The organism is Lysobacter humi (ex Lee et al. 2017) (assembly GCF_054781815.1).
Map to the genome: position 1 here is coordinate 332,909 of NZ_BAAGTR010000005.1, position 12,734 is coordinate 345,642.

The following is a 12,734-nucleotide window of genomic DNA, read 5'->3' on the forward strand; positions in this document are numbered from 1 at the left end:
GCCGCCTCAGACCGCGATCGACACCGGCTTCGCCGCACGCGCGAAGCTCTCGTCCATGTACGTCTCGTAGGCGATCGGCTTCTTGATCGTGCCGGCCTCGATCGAGAGCTGCATGAGCTCCTCGAACTCGGGGCGGATCATCCGCAGGTCGCCGTAGGTCACGCGGTCCGTCGGGTTCTCCATGACGAAGCGGATGATATTGGGATCCTGGTTGAAGTACTTGCGCCCCGCGGCGATGGCCACGGCCTTCTCGCGATTGGCCTGCTGCGCATCGAGCCACCGGCCCGCGGCCTGCACGTAGTTCACGAGCTCCTGCACCAGCGGGCGGTCGGACTCAATCAGCTCCTCGCGCACGGTGAGGCAGCAGCAGATGTAGTTGCGCCATTCGTCGCGCGTCATGCGCAAGGGGCGCCCATAGCCCGCGTGCTGCGCGGCGGCGCCGAAGGGCTCGCCGGTGCAGTAGGCATCGACCGCGTTCGCATAGAGCGCGGCGGGCATGTCCGGCGGCGGCATCTCCATGATCTCGATGTCGTCGGGCGTCATGCCTTCCTGCTTGAGCATGCGGCGCAGGAACAGGAAGTCCACCGCGAAGCGGCTGGGGATCGCGATGCGCTTGCCGGCGAGCTGCCGGAAGGTCTGGTAGGGCGAATCCTTGCGCACCATGATCACCGCGCCCGAGCGGTGCCCGAGCGAGACGATCTTGACCGGGATCTTCTTGTCGGCGAGGTCCATCACCAGCGGCGCGAGCATGTAGGCCGCCTGGATGCGGCCGGCCATCAGCGATTCCTTGATCTCCGGCCAGCCGCTGTACTTGCTGAAGGTGAAGCCGCGGCCCGGCGCGGCCCTTGCGGCCTGGGCCTTCGCATGCGCGACGCAGGCGACCGGCAGCGTGAGGTTGCACGTCACCGGCAGGCCGCCGACGACCAGCGCATCGGCGCCGCCCGCGCCGTCCCCGCCGCCGCAGCCCGCGAGCGCGGCCGGCACGGCGGCCGCCATCATGGCCTGGAGGAGCTGGCGCCTCTGCTGGGTGTACGCGGTGTCCATCGTCGGATCTCGGCCTGGCGGTGCGGCGGAAGCGGTGTCGGTACGCGCAGGTCGCTGTCGGACGCCACGAACCCCCTCGTGGTGCCGGCTGTCGGAATCGAACCGACGACCTACTGATTACAAATCAGTTGCTCTACCAACTGAGCTAAGCCGGCGCGTCGATAGTGTAGCGCCCGTCGCGGGGCACGCCCGCGCAGTCGACCGCCTGCCCGGTCAGGCCGAGCACGGGGGAGGCCGGCTCGAAGCGGCCGTCGGCGGCCACGTCGAGCCACAGCACGCGCCGCCCGCCGACCGGCTCGGCGACCGCGGGGAAACCCGCGGCCGCGAGGCTCCGCACGCGCTCGCGGGCGGCGGACTCGCTGCGATAGCGGCCGAGCGCGATGCTGTGGGCATCGGGTCGGCCGTCGGGCAGTACGAGGAAATCCGCGAACCCGGCGGCCCCGATGCGCGCCGCGGTGGCCTGCGCGGTGGCGCGGTCGGGCTGCGGCAGCAGCACCCGCCAAGCGCGCGGCGGGCTGACCGGCTGCTCGGCGGTCGCGGTCCAGGCCACCGACGGCGCGATCGCGGTGCGGGCGGCCTCGAAGGCGGCCGGGTCGCTGAAGGGGCCGTAGCGGTAGCAGCGCGAGGGCGCCGCGTGCGCCGTCACCGTGGCGCGCGGTGGCGAGACGAGGTCGAGCGCGGGAACGCCGGTGGCCATGGCAACCTCGCCCGGCGGGCGCGGGACGTGCCAGGCCCACCACGCGGCGACGCCTGCGTTGAGCACGAGCAGCAGCACGAGCAGCGCACGGATCAGCATCGATCGATTCTAGCCGGCGGCCGCGCCGCGCTCCGTGCCGCAGCGCGCAGTGCATGCGCGGAGCTGCGCCTCATCGCGCGCCGTCCGGCGTCGCCCAGCGCGCGAGGCCGTCCAGCACCAGCGACGGCTCGCACCGCGCCTCCGGCCATGCGTCGCGCAGCGGCTCGATGCCACCACCGTGCAGGCAGAGCGTCACCTCGCCGAGCAGCATGCGGGTACGTGCCAGCGATTCGCGGACCAGGCCGAGCAGCGCGCCATGGCAGCCCGATTCCAGGGCATCGTCGGTGTCGAGCGCCCAGTCGACCCGCGCGCCGCCCTGCGCGGGCAGGTGCGGCGCGCGCGCGTGCAGGGCCTCGCGCATCAGTTCCGGCGACGGTGCGATGTGGCCGCCACGGTGCAGGCCATCGGCGTCGAGCAGGTCGATCGTCACCGCGGTGCCGACGCCGACGAGCAGCACCGCGCCGTCGATGCGCGCGCGTGCGCCGAGCATCGCGAGGAACCGGTCGACGCCGAGCCGCGCGGGCGCGGCATAGGCGATGCGCACGCCCGCCCATGCGGCCTGCGTGCGGGCGAGTTCGATGCGCGCGCAGCGGCGTGCGAGCGCGTCGAGCAGTTCGACGCGAAGCGCCTCGCCGGCGACGCTCGCGACATGCGCGACCTCGATCCGTGGCGGCAGCACGGCGTCGAGTGCATCCGCGATCGTGCCGGTCGCGTGCGCCAGTGCATGCACGCGGCCGGGGCGCATGCCTTCGAGCGGCGCGCATTTCAGTCGCGTGTTGCCGAGGTCGAACAGCCAGGCGCTCACGATGCGGGCCTCAGCGAGACTTCGCCGGCATGCACGACCGCCTCGCGGCCGTCGGCATGGCGCACGCGCAGCGCGCCGTCGTCGGCGAGGCCGAGCGCCTGCGCCTCGTGCACGCCGTCGGCGCCGTGGAGGTGCACGGCGCGGCCGGCGAGCGCGTCGAACTCCGGCCACCGCGCGAGCACCGGCGCCAAGCCGTCGCGATCGAAGGCGTCGAGCGCCGGCAGCAGCGCGGCGAGCACCGCGAGCGCGACGGCCTCTCGCTCGACCTGCGGCTGCAGCGCGGCGAGGTCGTTCCACGGCTGGTCGATCGCAGCGGCCGCGCAGGCCGGCATGCGCACGTTGAGGCCGAGGCCGATCACCGCGCGCACCGGCCCCGCATGCTCGCCACCGCCTTCCACCAGCAGCCCGCCGAGCTTGCGCAGGCCGCCCGCGTCTTCGGCGACGACCAGGTCGTTCGGCCATTTGAGGCCAACGTCGAAGCCGAGCCCGCGCAGCGCGTCGGCGACGGCGACGCCTGCGACCAGGCTGAGCCCGCCCAGGCGCGCGAGCCCGCCGTCGAACACGCGCAGCACCGACAGGTAGAGATTCGAACCGAGCGGCGAGGCCCAGGCGCGTCCGCGGCGCCCCCGTCCCCCGGTCTGCCGCTCGGCGATCAACACGCGCGCACCCTGCGCCGGTGGCGGCTGGCGCAGCAGCTCGCTGTTGGTCGAGTCGATCGACCAGGCGACGTCGAGGCGTTCCAGGCCTACCCCGGCCGCGATCAGGCGGGTATGCAGGCGGTCGGCGTCGAGCAGCTCGAGCGGCGCCACGAGGCGGTAGCCGCGACCCGGCGCGGCCTCGACGGGCACCCCGGCCTCACGCAGCGCTTCGACGCGCTTCCAGACCGCGGCGCGGGTCTGGCCGGCCGCGCGGGCCAGCGCGTCACCCGAGACCGGGCCGTCGATCAGGCGCTGCAGCAGGGCGCGTTCGTCCATGGAAGCTCCGGGCCGGCGTGGCCGGCGGCGCCGCGATTATCGCCCGGTCGCCGGCGGCCGACGCACGGTCGCCCCCTCGCGCCTTGTGCGCCGCCGAATCGCGCTATCCTCCGCGGGCTTTCCGGATCCGGAGCAGGGACCGCCCATGCGTCGCCTCAGCCTGTGCCTGCTTATCCTCATCGTGAGCGCCAGCGTTGGCGCGCGCGAGGTGAAGTTGTGCGGCCCGAACGGCGCCGGCGGTGCGAACGAGTCGGTCGCGCGGCCTGCCGCCTCACGCAAGGCGAGCCCGGCGCGCGAGGCCGGCGGGCAGGACGCGCGCTCGCGCCCGACCGTGCACAGCGACGTCAGCGCCGCCCCGCGCACGCGCTGGCATTCCTTCCTGCCCGGCATGTTCCGCTGACGGATCGCTGTTGCGCGACTGGCTCCGCCGCCTGCTGCGGCCCGACGACACCCCCGCCCCACCCCTTCCGCCGAGCCTGTGGCTGCAGGTGCGCGCGCGGCTGCCGTGGGCGGCGCGGCTCGACGAGACGCGCGCGGCGGCGCTTGCCGGGCTGACGGCGACGTTCCTCCACGGCAAGGCGATCACGCCGGTCGCGGGGCTCGAGCTCGATGAGGTCGACCGCACGCTGCTCGCGGCGGCGTGCTGCCTGCCCCTGCTGGAAATCGGCGCGTCCGGCCTGCGCGGCTGGTCGGAGCTGATCGTCTATCCCGACGCCTTCCGCGTCGACCGCAGCCACGTCGACGCCGCCGGTGTGCTGCACGAATGGCAGGACGAACTCGCCGGCGAAGCCTGGCAGGCCGGTCCGCTGATCCTCTCCTGGGCCGACGTGCAGGCCGACTGCGCCGAGCCGGATGCCGGCTTCTGCGTGGCCGTGCACGAGATGGCGCACAAGATCGACGCACTGGACGGCGAGATGGACGGCACGCCGCCGCTGGCCGCGTCGTGGCGCGCGGCGTGGATCGGCGACTTCCAGCGTGCGTTCGACGACTTCGAGGCGCGCCTCGACGCCGGCGAGGCGCCGGCGATCGACGAGTACGCGGCCGAATCGGCCGACGAGTTCTTTGCCGTCGCCAGCGAATACCACTTCAGTGCGCCGGGCGTGCTCCGCGCGGCGTACCCGGAGGTCGCCGCGCACCTCGAGCGCCTCTACGGGCCCTCGCCCTTCGCCTGAATCATTCGAGCAGGCGCGCCCAGCCGTCCATGCCGTCCAGGCGCGAAAGCACCAGCTTGATGCAGACCAGCAGCGGCACCGCGAGCAGCAGGCCGACGATGCCCCACATCCAGCCGAAGACCATCAGCGAGAGGATCAGGATCAGCGGCGACAGGCGCATGCTGCGGCCGAGGATGATCGGCGTGATGATCTGGCCCTCGAGCGTGTGCGCCGCGAGGTAGATGCCCGCCGGCGCGAGCGCCATCCAGCCCTCGAAGCGCAGGAAGCCCATCACCACCAGCGTGAGGATGCCGATCAGCGGGCCGACGTAGGGCGCGAAGTTGAGCAGGGCCGCCACCGTACCCCAGAGCAGGGCCTCCTGCGTGGGCACGCCGATCATGTTGAGCAACGCGGCGATGACGATGCCGACGGCGAGGTTGATCAGGCTGATGGTGAGCACGTAGCGCGAGATCTCGCGCTCGATCGAGGTGAGGATGTCGACGGTGAGCTTCTGCTGCTGTCGGGTCGGCAGCAGCGCGAGCGCGTGCTTCTGCAGGTTCTCGCCGTAGACCATGAAGAAGAACGTGAGCAGCACCACCGCGAGCACCGAGCTGATCATCTTCGGCGTGGCGGTGAGGAACTTCAGCGGATCGCTCGTCTCGGTGCGCACCACCTGCACCTGGCGCTGCTCGCCGCCCGCCGCGCGCGCCAGACGCTGCGCGGCCTGGTTCGCCTCGTGCACCGGTTTGACCATGTCGCGCAGCTTCGGCGCGAACTGGCGCAGGCCGCGCGGGGCCTCGCGGATCCACTCGGTGGCCGGCTGCACGAGCTGCTCCACCAGCAGCACGGTGGTGGAGATGCCGAGCACCACGACCAGTACCGCGCCGACGAAGCGCGGCACGTAGGCACGCCGCAGGATGCGGATGATCGGATTGCCGATCAGCGCGAAGAACATCGCGAGCAGCACGGGCAGGATCAGGCCCTGCGCCGCCCACAGCACCACGCCGACCGCCAGCACCGCGAGCACCACCACCGCGAGCGGGGAGCGCGGGCGCGGCTGCATCGGTACGGACGCCGGGGTGACGGGCCCCTCGTCCGGCGCGGACGGCTCGACGCCGGCGGTCATGGGTCGATCCGGCCGGGTTGCGCGGCCGCGACGTTCGCCTGCGCTGCCGCGGCGAGCCCTTCGGCTTCGACCGCCACCTGCTCGGCCTCCTCGACCACCTGCCCGGCCTCGGTCGCGACGTGCTCGGCCTCGGTCGCGGCCATCTGCGCCTTCGCGCTCGCCATCAGCCCGGAGATGGAGGTGATCATCTGCATGATCGTGCTGCCCTTGGCGACCGACTTCGTCGGCTCGACGCGGCCGATCACGAAGCCGCTCACCAGCCCCGCGATCACGATGCGCCCGGGCGTCCAGCCCGCGCGCCACGACGCCTTGAGCTGGCGCCAGTCGGCGGCGAACAGGCGCTCGCGCGCCTCCAGCGCCGCCTCGGCCTGGTCGACCTTCTCGATGAGCTGCTTGAACGACGTCGACATGCGCGCCTCAGGGCGGGGTCACGGGGACGCCGCGCGAGTCCTTGAGCGGCTCGCCGTGGCGGGTGAGGTCGGCGCCCTCGACGTCCTTCGCCGAACGCGCGGAGCCGGGCGTCGGGGTGAAGTCGGCGAGTTCGCCAAGGCCGAGCCGCGCGAGTTGCCGACGCGTCGCCTTCAGGCGCGTGTGCTCGAAATAGCGCGACGCCGCCCATGCCGAGAGCCCGGCGACGAGCATGCTCAGCACCGCGCAGCTCAGCATCGCGGTGGTCCAGCCGAGGCCGAACTGGCCACGCAGCACCGCGATGAGCGTGCCCATCAGCAGCAGCCACGCGCTCGCGCCGAAGGCGACGGCGAGGCCCGCGAAGGCCATCGTCCGACCGAACGCGCTACGCGCGAGCGAGATGTCGGCGACCGCGAGGCTGCGGAAGGCCTTGCCCGCATCGGCGAAGGCGCTCGCGCTCGAGCGCCCCGCCGCAGTGACCTGCCGGAACGTCTCTTTCAGGTCGGGGGGCGTGTCCGGGGCGGGCGCATGCGAAGGGCCCGGGCCATCAGGACCCGGGCCTGCTGCGCCCCCGTTCGCGCTCCCCGCGCTCACGGCGAGGGGATCAGCGTTCGCCGCGCGCGAGCTTGGCGATGATCCAGCCGGTGGCGAAGGCCACGCCGAAGCTCACCAGCGGACGCTCGCGGATCAGCTCGGAGGCGCTGTCGACGAGGTCGCGGCCCTTGTCCATGACGACGTCGAGCTGCTCGCGCGCGGCGGAGCCGGCGACTTCGGCGGCCGCGATGCCGGCCAGTGCGGTATCGGCCAGATCGGCCTTCAGGTTCGCCTTGCCCACGCGCAACTCCTCGCTGGCGGCCACGGCCGCGTTCTTCAATGCATCACCGGTGTCGACCGCCGCCTGCCGCAGGCTGGTGCCTGCCTCGGACAGATTGGCCTTGAAGGTACCGGTGCCGGACGCGCTGACGGCCTCGCTGGAGGATCCGTTGCGGTTGTTGCTGGCCATGTCGCTCTCCTGGTGTTTCGACGGGTATCGACGTTATCGATGCGATGGGGGCGGTTCAACGCATGGCGAGGTCGGCCATGCGGTTTCCGCGAAGGACACGCAGGATCAAATCTGCCGGTTGCGGCGTGAAGCCGGTGCGGAAGGATGGCAGGTCGGTGAACTGGCCGGTGCTGCCCGCGACGATCACGTCGCCCGCGGCGAGCCCGTTCTGCGCCGCGCGCGAGCCGCGTGCCACGCTCTCGACGAGCACGCCCGCCACCCCGGCGCCGCGCATGCGCTCGGGCACCTCGGCGAACGTCGCGCCGGAAAGGCGCGGATCGAGGTCCGCACCGGCGACGCTGCGCGGCTGTTCCTGCAAGCCCGCGCTCAGCTTGACGCCGCGGCCCTCGCGCAGCACGTCGAGGGTGACGCGGCTGCCGAGCGCCTGCAGGCCCTCGAAATTGCGCAGCGCCTCGCGCCCCGAAATGCGCTGCCCGTTCGCCGCGGTGATCACGTCGCCGGCCTTCAGCCCCGCCTGCGCCGCGGCCGAGCCCGCATACACCCGCGTCACCACCGCCCCGGCGTCGGCGGCCACGCCGAGCGCGCGCGCCAGGCGCTCGTCGATGTCCTGCGTCTCCACGCCGAGCGTGCCGCGGCGCACGACGCCCTTGTTCTTGATCAACTGCTCCGCGATGTTGCGCGCCATGTTCGACGGGATCGCGAAGCCGAGCCCGATGTTGCCGGCCATCGAGCCGCGCGGATTGAAGCTCGCGGTGTTGATGCCTACGAGCTCGCCGTTGAGATTCACCAGCGCGCCGCCGGAATTGCCCGGATTGATCGAGGCGTCGGTCTGGATGAAGTTCTGGAAGCCGAGCCCCGGCAGGCCGCTGCGGCCCACGGCGGAGACGATGCCGCTGGTCACTGTCTGGCCGATGCCGAACGGGTTGCCGACCGCCACGACGAAGTCGCCGACTTTGAGCTGATCGGAGTTGGCGAGCGCGAGTGCCTGCAGCTTCGACGTGTCGCGCACGCGCATCACCGCGATGTCGGTGTCGGGATCGGTGCCGAGCGATTCGGCCTGCAGCGTGCGCCCGTCGGCGAGCGTGACCGAGACCTGGTCGGCGCCCTCGATCACGTGGTGGTTGGTGAGGATCAGGCCGCGCTGCGCGTCGACGATCACGCCCGAGCCGAGCGATTCGTTGATGCGCTCCTGCGTGAGCTCGGGAAACATGCGCCGGAAGAACGGATCGGCGAACGGGCTGACGCGCACGCGCTGCTTGGTGTGCACGCTCACCACCGCGGGCGTGACGCGCGCGAGCATCGGCGCGAGCGAAGGCACGGGCTGGCCGGCCACGGCCGCGGGCAGGGCACCGGTGCTGGGCAGCGGAAGCGCGGCGCTCGCGGCGGCCTGCGCGGGCGCCTGCAGCGCGTCGCGCGCGGCGGTGGCGGCGAAGCCGCCGAACGCGGCGGCGAGCGAGAGGGCGAGCAGCGTCGTGCGGGGGCGGCGGGACGGGTTCATCGCGTTCGGCATGGCGGAAGTCTGGGCGGATGTCGCGTCGGCGGCGACGGGATTCAAGAGCGACCGCGAGGGCGCCCGCAGGTTCCACGCGCGCCCTGCGACCGTCCGTCGGAATGCCGCATCGCATCATCGGATCTCGGCGGAAAGACGCCGTGATGGATCCGTCAAGGCGTTGACGCGTGAAGGCGTGTGAGCGTAGCGTGAGCGGGTCGCGTAGCCACTAGATCTAGTGGTTCACGCCTACTCGACGGGGAATAGTTTGAGGTATGGGTGTCGGCAGTCGCTGCCGGCCCGGGGCCTCGATCGGCCCGGTCGAAGGGTTCCACGGCCCGTCCGGCAAGGCTGCGGCGGCGTGAAACCCACATGAATTCCGGCCGCCGCCCGACGCGTCGGCCCCCAGAAGACCGGTCGCCTTCGCGCGGCCCTGAGACGGAGACATGGCAGGAATGAGCACGGCGCGTCTGGAGGTGGTGGGCATGTCCAAGAACTCGCGCGATGGGGACATCCCGCTGCAGCCGGCGTCCCTGGACATCTGGGACAAGAAGTACCGGCTCAAGACCAAGACCGGCGCCCCGGTCGACGCCGACATCGACGCGACCTACCAGCGCGTCGCCAAGGCCCTGGCCGAGGCCGAGCCGACGGCCGAGAAGCAGAAGTACTGGAACGAGCGCTTCCTCTGGGCACTGCGCCGCGGCGCGATCCCCGCCGGCCGCATCACGTCCAATGCCGGCGCGCTCGAGCACAAGCCGGCCACGTCGACGATCAACTGCACGGTCTCCGGCACCATCGAGGACTCGATGGACGGCATCCTCGACAAGGTCCACGAGGCGGGCCTGACGCTGAAGGCCGGCTGCGGCATCGGCTACGAGTTCTCCACGCTGCGTCCGAAGGGCGCCTTCGTCGCCGGCGCCGGCGCCTACACGTCGGGCCCGATGTCCTTCATGGATATCTACGACAAGATGTGCTTCACGGTGTCGTCCGCCGGCGGCCGCCGCGGCGCGCAGATGGGCACGTTCGACGTCTCCCATCCCGACGTACGCGACTTCATCCGCGCCAAGCGCGAGGACGGGCGCCTGCGCCAGTTCAACCTGTCGCTGCTGATCACCGACGGCTTCATGGAGGCGGTCGAGTCCGACGGCGACTGGCCGCTGGTGTTCCCGGTGCACGTCAAGGAGCAGGGGGATCTCGACCTCGCGAACGAGGAGCAGGTGATCTGGCGCGAGTGGCCGACGCACCGCAACTACGTCACCCGCGACGACGGCCTGGTGGCCTGCAAGATCTATGGCCACATCCGTGCGCGGCACCTGTGGGACATGATCATGGTGTCCACCTACGACTACGCCGAGCCGGGCTTCATCCTGATCGACCGCGTCAACGAGATGAACAACAACTGGTGGTGCGAATCCATCCGCGCGACCAATCCCTGCGGCGAGCAGCCCCTGCCCCCGTACGGCGCCTGCCTGCTGGGCTCGGTGAACCTCACCAAGTTCGTCCGCAATGCCTTCACCGACCAGGCCACGTTCGACTGGGACGAGTACCGCGAGGTCGTGCGCGTGTTCACCCGCATGCTCGACAACGTGGTCGAGGTGAACGGCCTGCCGCTCGAGCAGCAGCGCCAGGAGATCATGCGCAAGCGCCGCCACGGCATGGGCTTCCTGGGCCTGGGCAGCACGGTGACCATGCTGCGCATGAAGTACGGCTCGAAGGAGTCCTGCGAGTTCACCGAGCAGATCGCCCGCGAGATGGCGGTGGCGGGCTGGGAGATGGGCCTGGAGCTCGCCCGCGAGAAGGGCCCGGCCCCGATCATGGACGAGACGTTCACCGTCACCGCCGAGATGCTGCGCAAGCGCCCGGAGATGGCGAAGGACGGCTTCAAGGTGGGCGACGCGATCACGGGCAAGGTGCTGCACGCGAAGTACTCGCGCTACATGCAGCGCGTGGCGGAAGTGGCACCCGAGCTGGTGGCCGAGCTCGCCGAGACCGGCGCACGCTTCACCCATCACTCGTCGATCGCGCCGACCGGCACGATCTCGCTGAGCCTCGCCAACAACGCCTCCAACGGCATCGAGCCGTCGTTCGCGCACCACTACTCGCGCAACGTGATCCGCGAGGGCAAGAAGTCGAAGGAGAAGGTGGACGTCTGGTCGTTCGAGCTGCTCGCCTACCGCGAGCTGATCAACGACAAGGCGATGCCGTTCGCCGAGGACCCGGCCGCCGCCCTGCCCGACTACTTCATCGCCGCCGACGACATCACGCCGAAAGAGCACGTCGACGTGCAGGCCGCGGCGCAGAAGTGGGTGGACAGCTCGATCTCCAAGACCGCGAACGTCCCCACGGACTACCCCTACGAGGACTTCAAGGACATCTACACCTACGCCCACAAGCAGGGCCTCAAGGGCTGCACCACGTTCCGCTTCAACCCGGCCGCCTTCCAGGGCGTGCTGGTCAAGGAGAAGGACCTGGAGAACACCACCTACCGCTTCGAGCTCGAGGACGGGCAGGTGATCGAGGTCCGCGGCAACGAGGAGATCGAGTACGACGGCGAGACGCACACGGCCGCCAACCTCTTCGATGCGCTCAAGGAAGGCTATTACGGCAAGTTCTGATCGACCGCCGACGCGCCGGGCGACGTACCCGGCGCGCGGCATCGGATCGCCCTGAACCCGCGTCAGGAACGCATCCGTCCCGTCAAAAACCCCGATGCAGTACGCGTGGTTTTCACATGATGTTGTGCGCACCGGCTGTATAGCGTGGCGTGATAACGAGTGCGTTATCCCGATTCGTAAAAACAGCGCCCCGAAGGAGGGCTTTCCACATGGCTAATGGAAATGGAAACAGCAACGGCGTGACCGCGACGCTCTCCAATGCGGCGGGCACCGTGGCGGAAACCGCCAGCAATATCGGCACCGTGATCGCGGGCACCGCGAGCAGTGCCGTCGAAGCCGTCGTGGGCACCGCGTCCGGCGCGGCCGAGGCCGTCGGCCGCGCGGTCGACACGGCGAAGAAGCGCCTGACGCGCACCAGCGCGGCGGCCCGCAAGGAAGCCGCGGCGAGCAAGAAGACCGGCGCGCGCAAGTCGGCCGGCGGCCGCACGTCGGCGTCGAAGTCGGCATCGTCGACGGGTGGCCGCAAGTCGGCATCGAAGTCCGCGACCGGCACCGGCGCGCGCAAGAGCGCGTCGAAGTCGGCCGGTGGCCGCAAGTCGGCATCGAAGTCGGCGACCGGCACCTCGAGCCGTTCGACGGGCGCCCGCAAGTCCGCCTCGAAGTCGGCGACGGGCACGACGGGTCGCAAGTCGACCAAGCGCGTGGCCGCCGGCAAGAAGGCCGCGACGACCCGCAAGACGAACGCCGCCAAGAAGGCCGTCAAGAAGAGCGTGACGCGCGCGACGAAGGCCGTGTCGAAGGCTGCGACGAGCGCACGCCGCTCGGCCGCCGCGAAGAAGGCCGCGGAGACGCGTTCGAACCGCGGCGGCGCCCGCAAGTCGGCCGGCACGACCGGTCGCGGCACGGCGGCCCGCAAGGGCGGCGCGACGAAGAAGGCCGGCGCGCGCAAGTCCGCCGGTGCGTCGAGCCGCGGCACGACGGCCCGCAAGGGCGCGACGAAGAAGGCCGGCGCGCGCAAGTCGGCCGGCACGTCGACCCGTGGCTCGACCGCCCGCAAGGGCGCGGCGAAGAAGGCCGGCGCGACGCGTGGTGCAGGCGCCCGCAAGAGCGGCGCGGCCGCGAAGGGCGGTGCCCGCAAGTCGGCCGGCGCCTCGCGCGGCGGCAACGGCGCGAGCCGTGGCGGCGCGGGTCGTGGCGGCAACGGTCGCGGCCGTTCCAGCGAGAGCCGTGCGAACGCCTGAGCAGTAAGCAGTGACCGGGTGCCGGCGGTCCGCCGCCGGCACCTCCCCATTCCAGACCCACCGCAGCGCGGTGGCGCACCAG

General features: G+C 71.5%; 12 protein-coding genes, 1 tRNA gene and 1 pseudogene. 4 read left to right on the forward strand and 10 right to left on the reverse strand.

Annotated features, from left to right (window positions below; all coding sequences use genetic code 11):
• Positions 1 to 6 precede the first annotated feature (6 nt).
• The 5 genes from ACYVJJ_RS05225 to ACYVJJ_RS05245 form a co-directional block, all read right to left on the reverse strand.
• Positions 7 to 1,044, reverse strand: coding sequence for an ABC transporter substrate-binding protein (locus ACYVJJ_RS05225; RefSeq protein ID WP_460831690.1), 1,038 nt, complete (start codon positions 1,042 to 1,044; stop codon positions 7 to 9).
• Between the two features lie 79 nt (positions 1,045 to 1,123).
• Positions 1,124 to 1,199 (reverse strand) — tRNA-Thr (locus ACYVJJ_RS05230).
• A complete protein-coding gene (locus tag ACYVJJ_RS05235; RefSeq protein ID WP_460831692.1) occupies positions 1,190 to 1,840 on the reverse strand; it encodes a hypothetical protein in 651 nt (216 codons plus the stop codon). The genes ACYVJJ_RS05230 and ACYVJJ_RS05235 overlap by 10 nt, the downstream gene beginning before the upstream one ends.
• A 70-nt stretch (positions 1,841 to 1,910) precedes the next feature.
• On the reverse strand, positions 1,911 to 2,645 hold the full coding sequence (locus tag ACYVJJ_RS05240) for a type III pantothenate kinase (RefSeq protein ID WP_460831693.1): 735 nt from the start codon (positions 2,643 to 2,645) through the stop codon (positions 1,911 to 1,913).
• Positions 2,642 to 3,619 carry a biotin--[acetyl-CoA-carboxylase] ligase gene (locus ACYVJJ_RS05245; RefSeq protein WP_460831695.1) on the reverse strand — a complete coding sequence of 326 codons (978 nt, stop codon included), beginning with the start codon at positions 3,617 to 3,619 and terminating at the stop codon, positions 2,642 to 2,644. Before ACYVJJ_RS05245 ends, ACYVJJ_RS05240 begins: the two co-directional genes overlap by 4 nt.
• Positions 3,620 to 3,764: 145 nt before the next feature.
• Between ACYVJJ_RS05245 and ACYVJJ_RS05250 the strand changes: the two genes are divergently transcribed.
• Positions 3,765 to 4,019, forward strand: coding sequence for a hypothetical protein (locus tag ACYVJJ_RS05250; protein WP_460831789.1), 255 nt, complete (start codon positions 3,765 to 3,767; stop codon positions 4,017 to 4,019).
• Positions 3,986 to 4,791: pseudogene (locus ACYVJJ_RS05255) on the forward strand (M90 family metallopeptidase). Before ACYVJJ_RS05250 ends, ACYVJJ_RS05255 begins: the two are co-directional and overlap by 34 nt.
• 1 nt (position 4,792) lies before the next feature.
• Here ACYVJJ_RS05255 and ACYVJJ_RS05260 read toward each other — a convergent pair.
• Genes ACYVJJ_RS05260 through ACYVJJ_RS05280 form a run of 5 tightly spaced genes read right to left on the reverse strand, consistent with a single transcriptional unit; the run spans position 4,793 to position 8,805 of the window.
• Positions 4,793 to 5,896, reverse strand: coding sequence for an AI-2E family transporter (locus tag ACYVJJ_RS05260; protein ID WP_460831696.1), 1,104 nt, complete (start codon positions 5,894 to 5,896; stop codon positions 4,793 to 4,795).
• Positions 5,893 to 6,306 carry a hypothetical protein gene (locus ACYVJJ_RS05265; protein WP_460831698.1) on the reverse strand — a complete coding sequence of 138 codons (414 nt, stop codon included), beginning with the start codon at positions 6,304 to 6,306 and terminating at the stop codon, positions 5,893 to 5,895. Before ACYVJJ_RS05265 ends, ACYVJJ_RS05260 begins: the two co-directional genes overlap by 4 nt.
• A 7-nt stretch (positions 6,307 to 6,313) precedes the next feature.
• Positions 6,314 to 6,898, reverse strand: a complete 585-nt coding sequence (locus tag ACYVJJ_RS05270; protein WP_460831699.1) for a phage holin family protein — start codon at positions 6,896 to 6,898, stop codon at positions 6,314 to 6,316.
• Positions 6,899 to 6,908: 10 nt separating this feature from the next.
• Positions 6,909 to 7,307 (reverse strand): hypothetical protein, encoded by a 399-nt coding sequence (locus ACYVJJ_RS05275; protein ID WP_460831701.1) that lies wholly within the window; start codon positions 7,305 to 7,307, stop codon positions 6,909 to 6,911.
• A 55-nt stretch (positions 7,308 to 7,362) separates the two neighbouring features.
• Positions 7,363 to 8,805, reverse strand: coding sequence for a Do family serine endopeptidase (locus ACYVJJ_RS05280; RefSeq protein ID WP_460831703.1), 1,443 nt, complete (start codon positions 8,803 to 8,805; stop codon positions 7,363 to 7,365).
• A gap of 446 nt (positions 8,806 to 9,251) precedes the next feature.
• Here ACYVJJ_RS05280 and ACYVJJ_RS05285 point away from each other — a divergent pair, with 446 nt between their 5' ends.
• Complete coding sequence (locus ACYVJJ_RS05285) at positions 9,252 to 11,411, forward strand: adenosylcobalamin-dependent ribonucleoside-diphosphate reductase (protein WP_460831704.1); 2,160 nt, start codon at positions 9,252 to 9,254, stop codon at positions 11,409 to 11,411.
• Between the two features lie 209 nt (positions 11,412 to 11,620).
• Positions 11,621 to 12,652 (forward strand): hypothetical protein, encoded by a 1,032-nt coding sequence (locus ACYVJJ_RS05290; RefSeq protein ID WP_460831706.1) that lies wholly within the window; start codon positions 11,621 to 11,623, stop codon positions 12,650 to 12,652.
• Positions 12,653 to 12,734: the final 82 nt, after the last annotated feature.

Excerpts from the sequence above, each read along its gene's own strand:
- ACYVJJ_RS05275 (WP_460831701.1), bottom strand. The coding sequence starts at position 7,307 with ATGGCCAGCAACAACCGCAACGGATCCTCCAGCGAGGCCGTCAGCGCG.
- ACYVJJ_RS05245 (WP_460831695.1), bottom strand. The coding sequence starts at position 3,619 with ATGGACGAACGCGCCCTGCTGCAGCGCCTGATCGACGGCCCGGTCTCG.
- ACYVJJ_RS05250 (WP_460831789.1), top strand. The coding sequence starts at position 3,765 with ATGCGTCGCCTCAGCCTGTGCCTGCTTATCCTCATCGTGAGCGCCAGC.
- ACYVJJ_RS05285 (WP_460831704.1), top strand. The coding sequence starts at position 9,252 with ATGAGCACGGCGCGTCTGGAGGTGGTGGGCATGTCCAAGAACTCGCGC.
- ACYVJJ_RS05235 (WP_460831692.1), bottom strand. The coding sequence starts at position 1,840 with ATGCTGATCCGTGCGCTGCTCGTGCTGCTGCTCGTGCTCAACGCAGGC.
- ACYVJJ_RS05225 (WP_460831690.1), bottom strand. The coding sequence starts at position 1,044 with ATGGACACCGCGTACACCCAGCAGAGGCGCCAGCTCCTCCAGGCCATG.
- ACYVJJ_RS05260 (WP_460831696.1), bottom strand. The coding sequence starts at position 5,896 with ATGACCGCCGGCGTCGAGCCGTCCGCGCCGGACGAGGGGCCCGTCACC.
- ACYVJJ_RS05290 (WP_460831706.1), top strand. The coding sequence starts at position 11,621 with ATGGCTAATGGAAATGGAAACAGCAACGGCGTGACCGCGACGCTCTCC.
- ACYVJJ_RS05280 (WP_460831703.1), bottom strand. The coding sequence starts at position 8,805 with ATGAACCCGTCCCGCCGCCCCCGCACGACGCTGCTCGCCCTCTCGCTC.
- ACYVJJ_RS05265 (WP_460831698.1), bottom strand. The coding sequence starts at position 6,306 with ATGTCGACGTCGTTCAAGCAGCTCATCGAGAAGGTCGACCAGGCCGAG.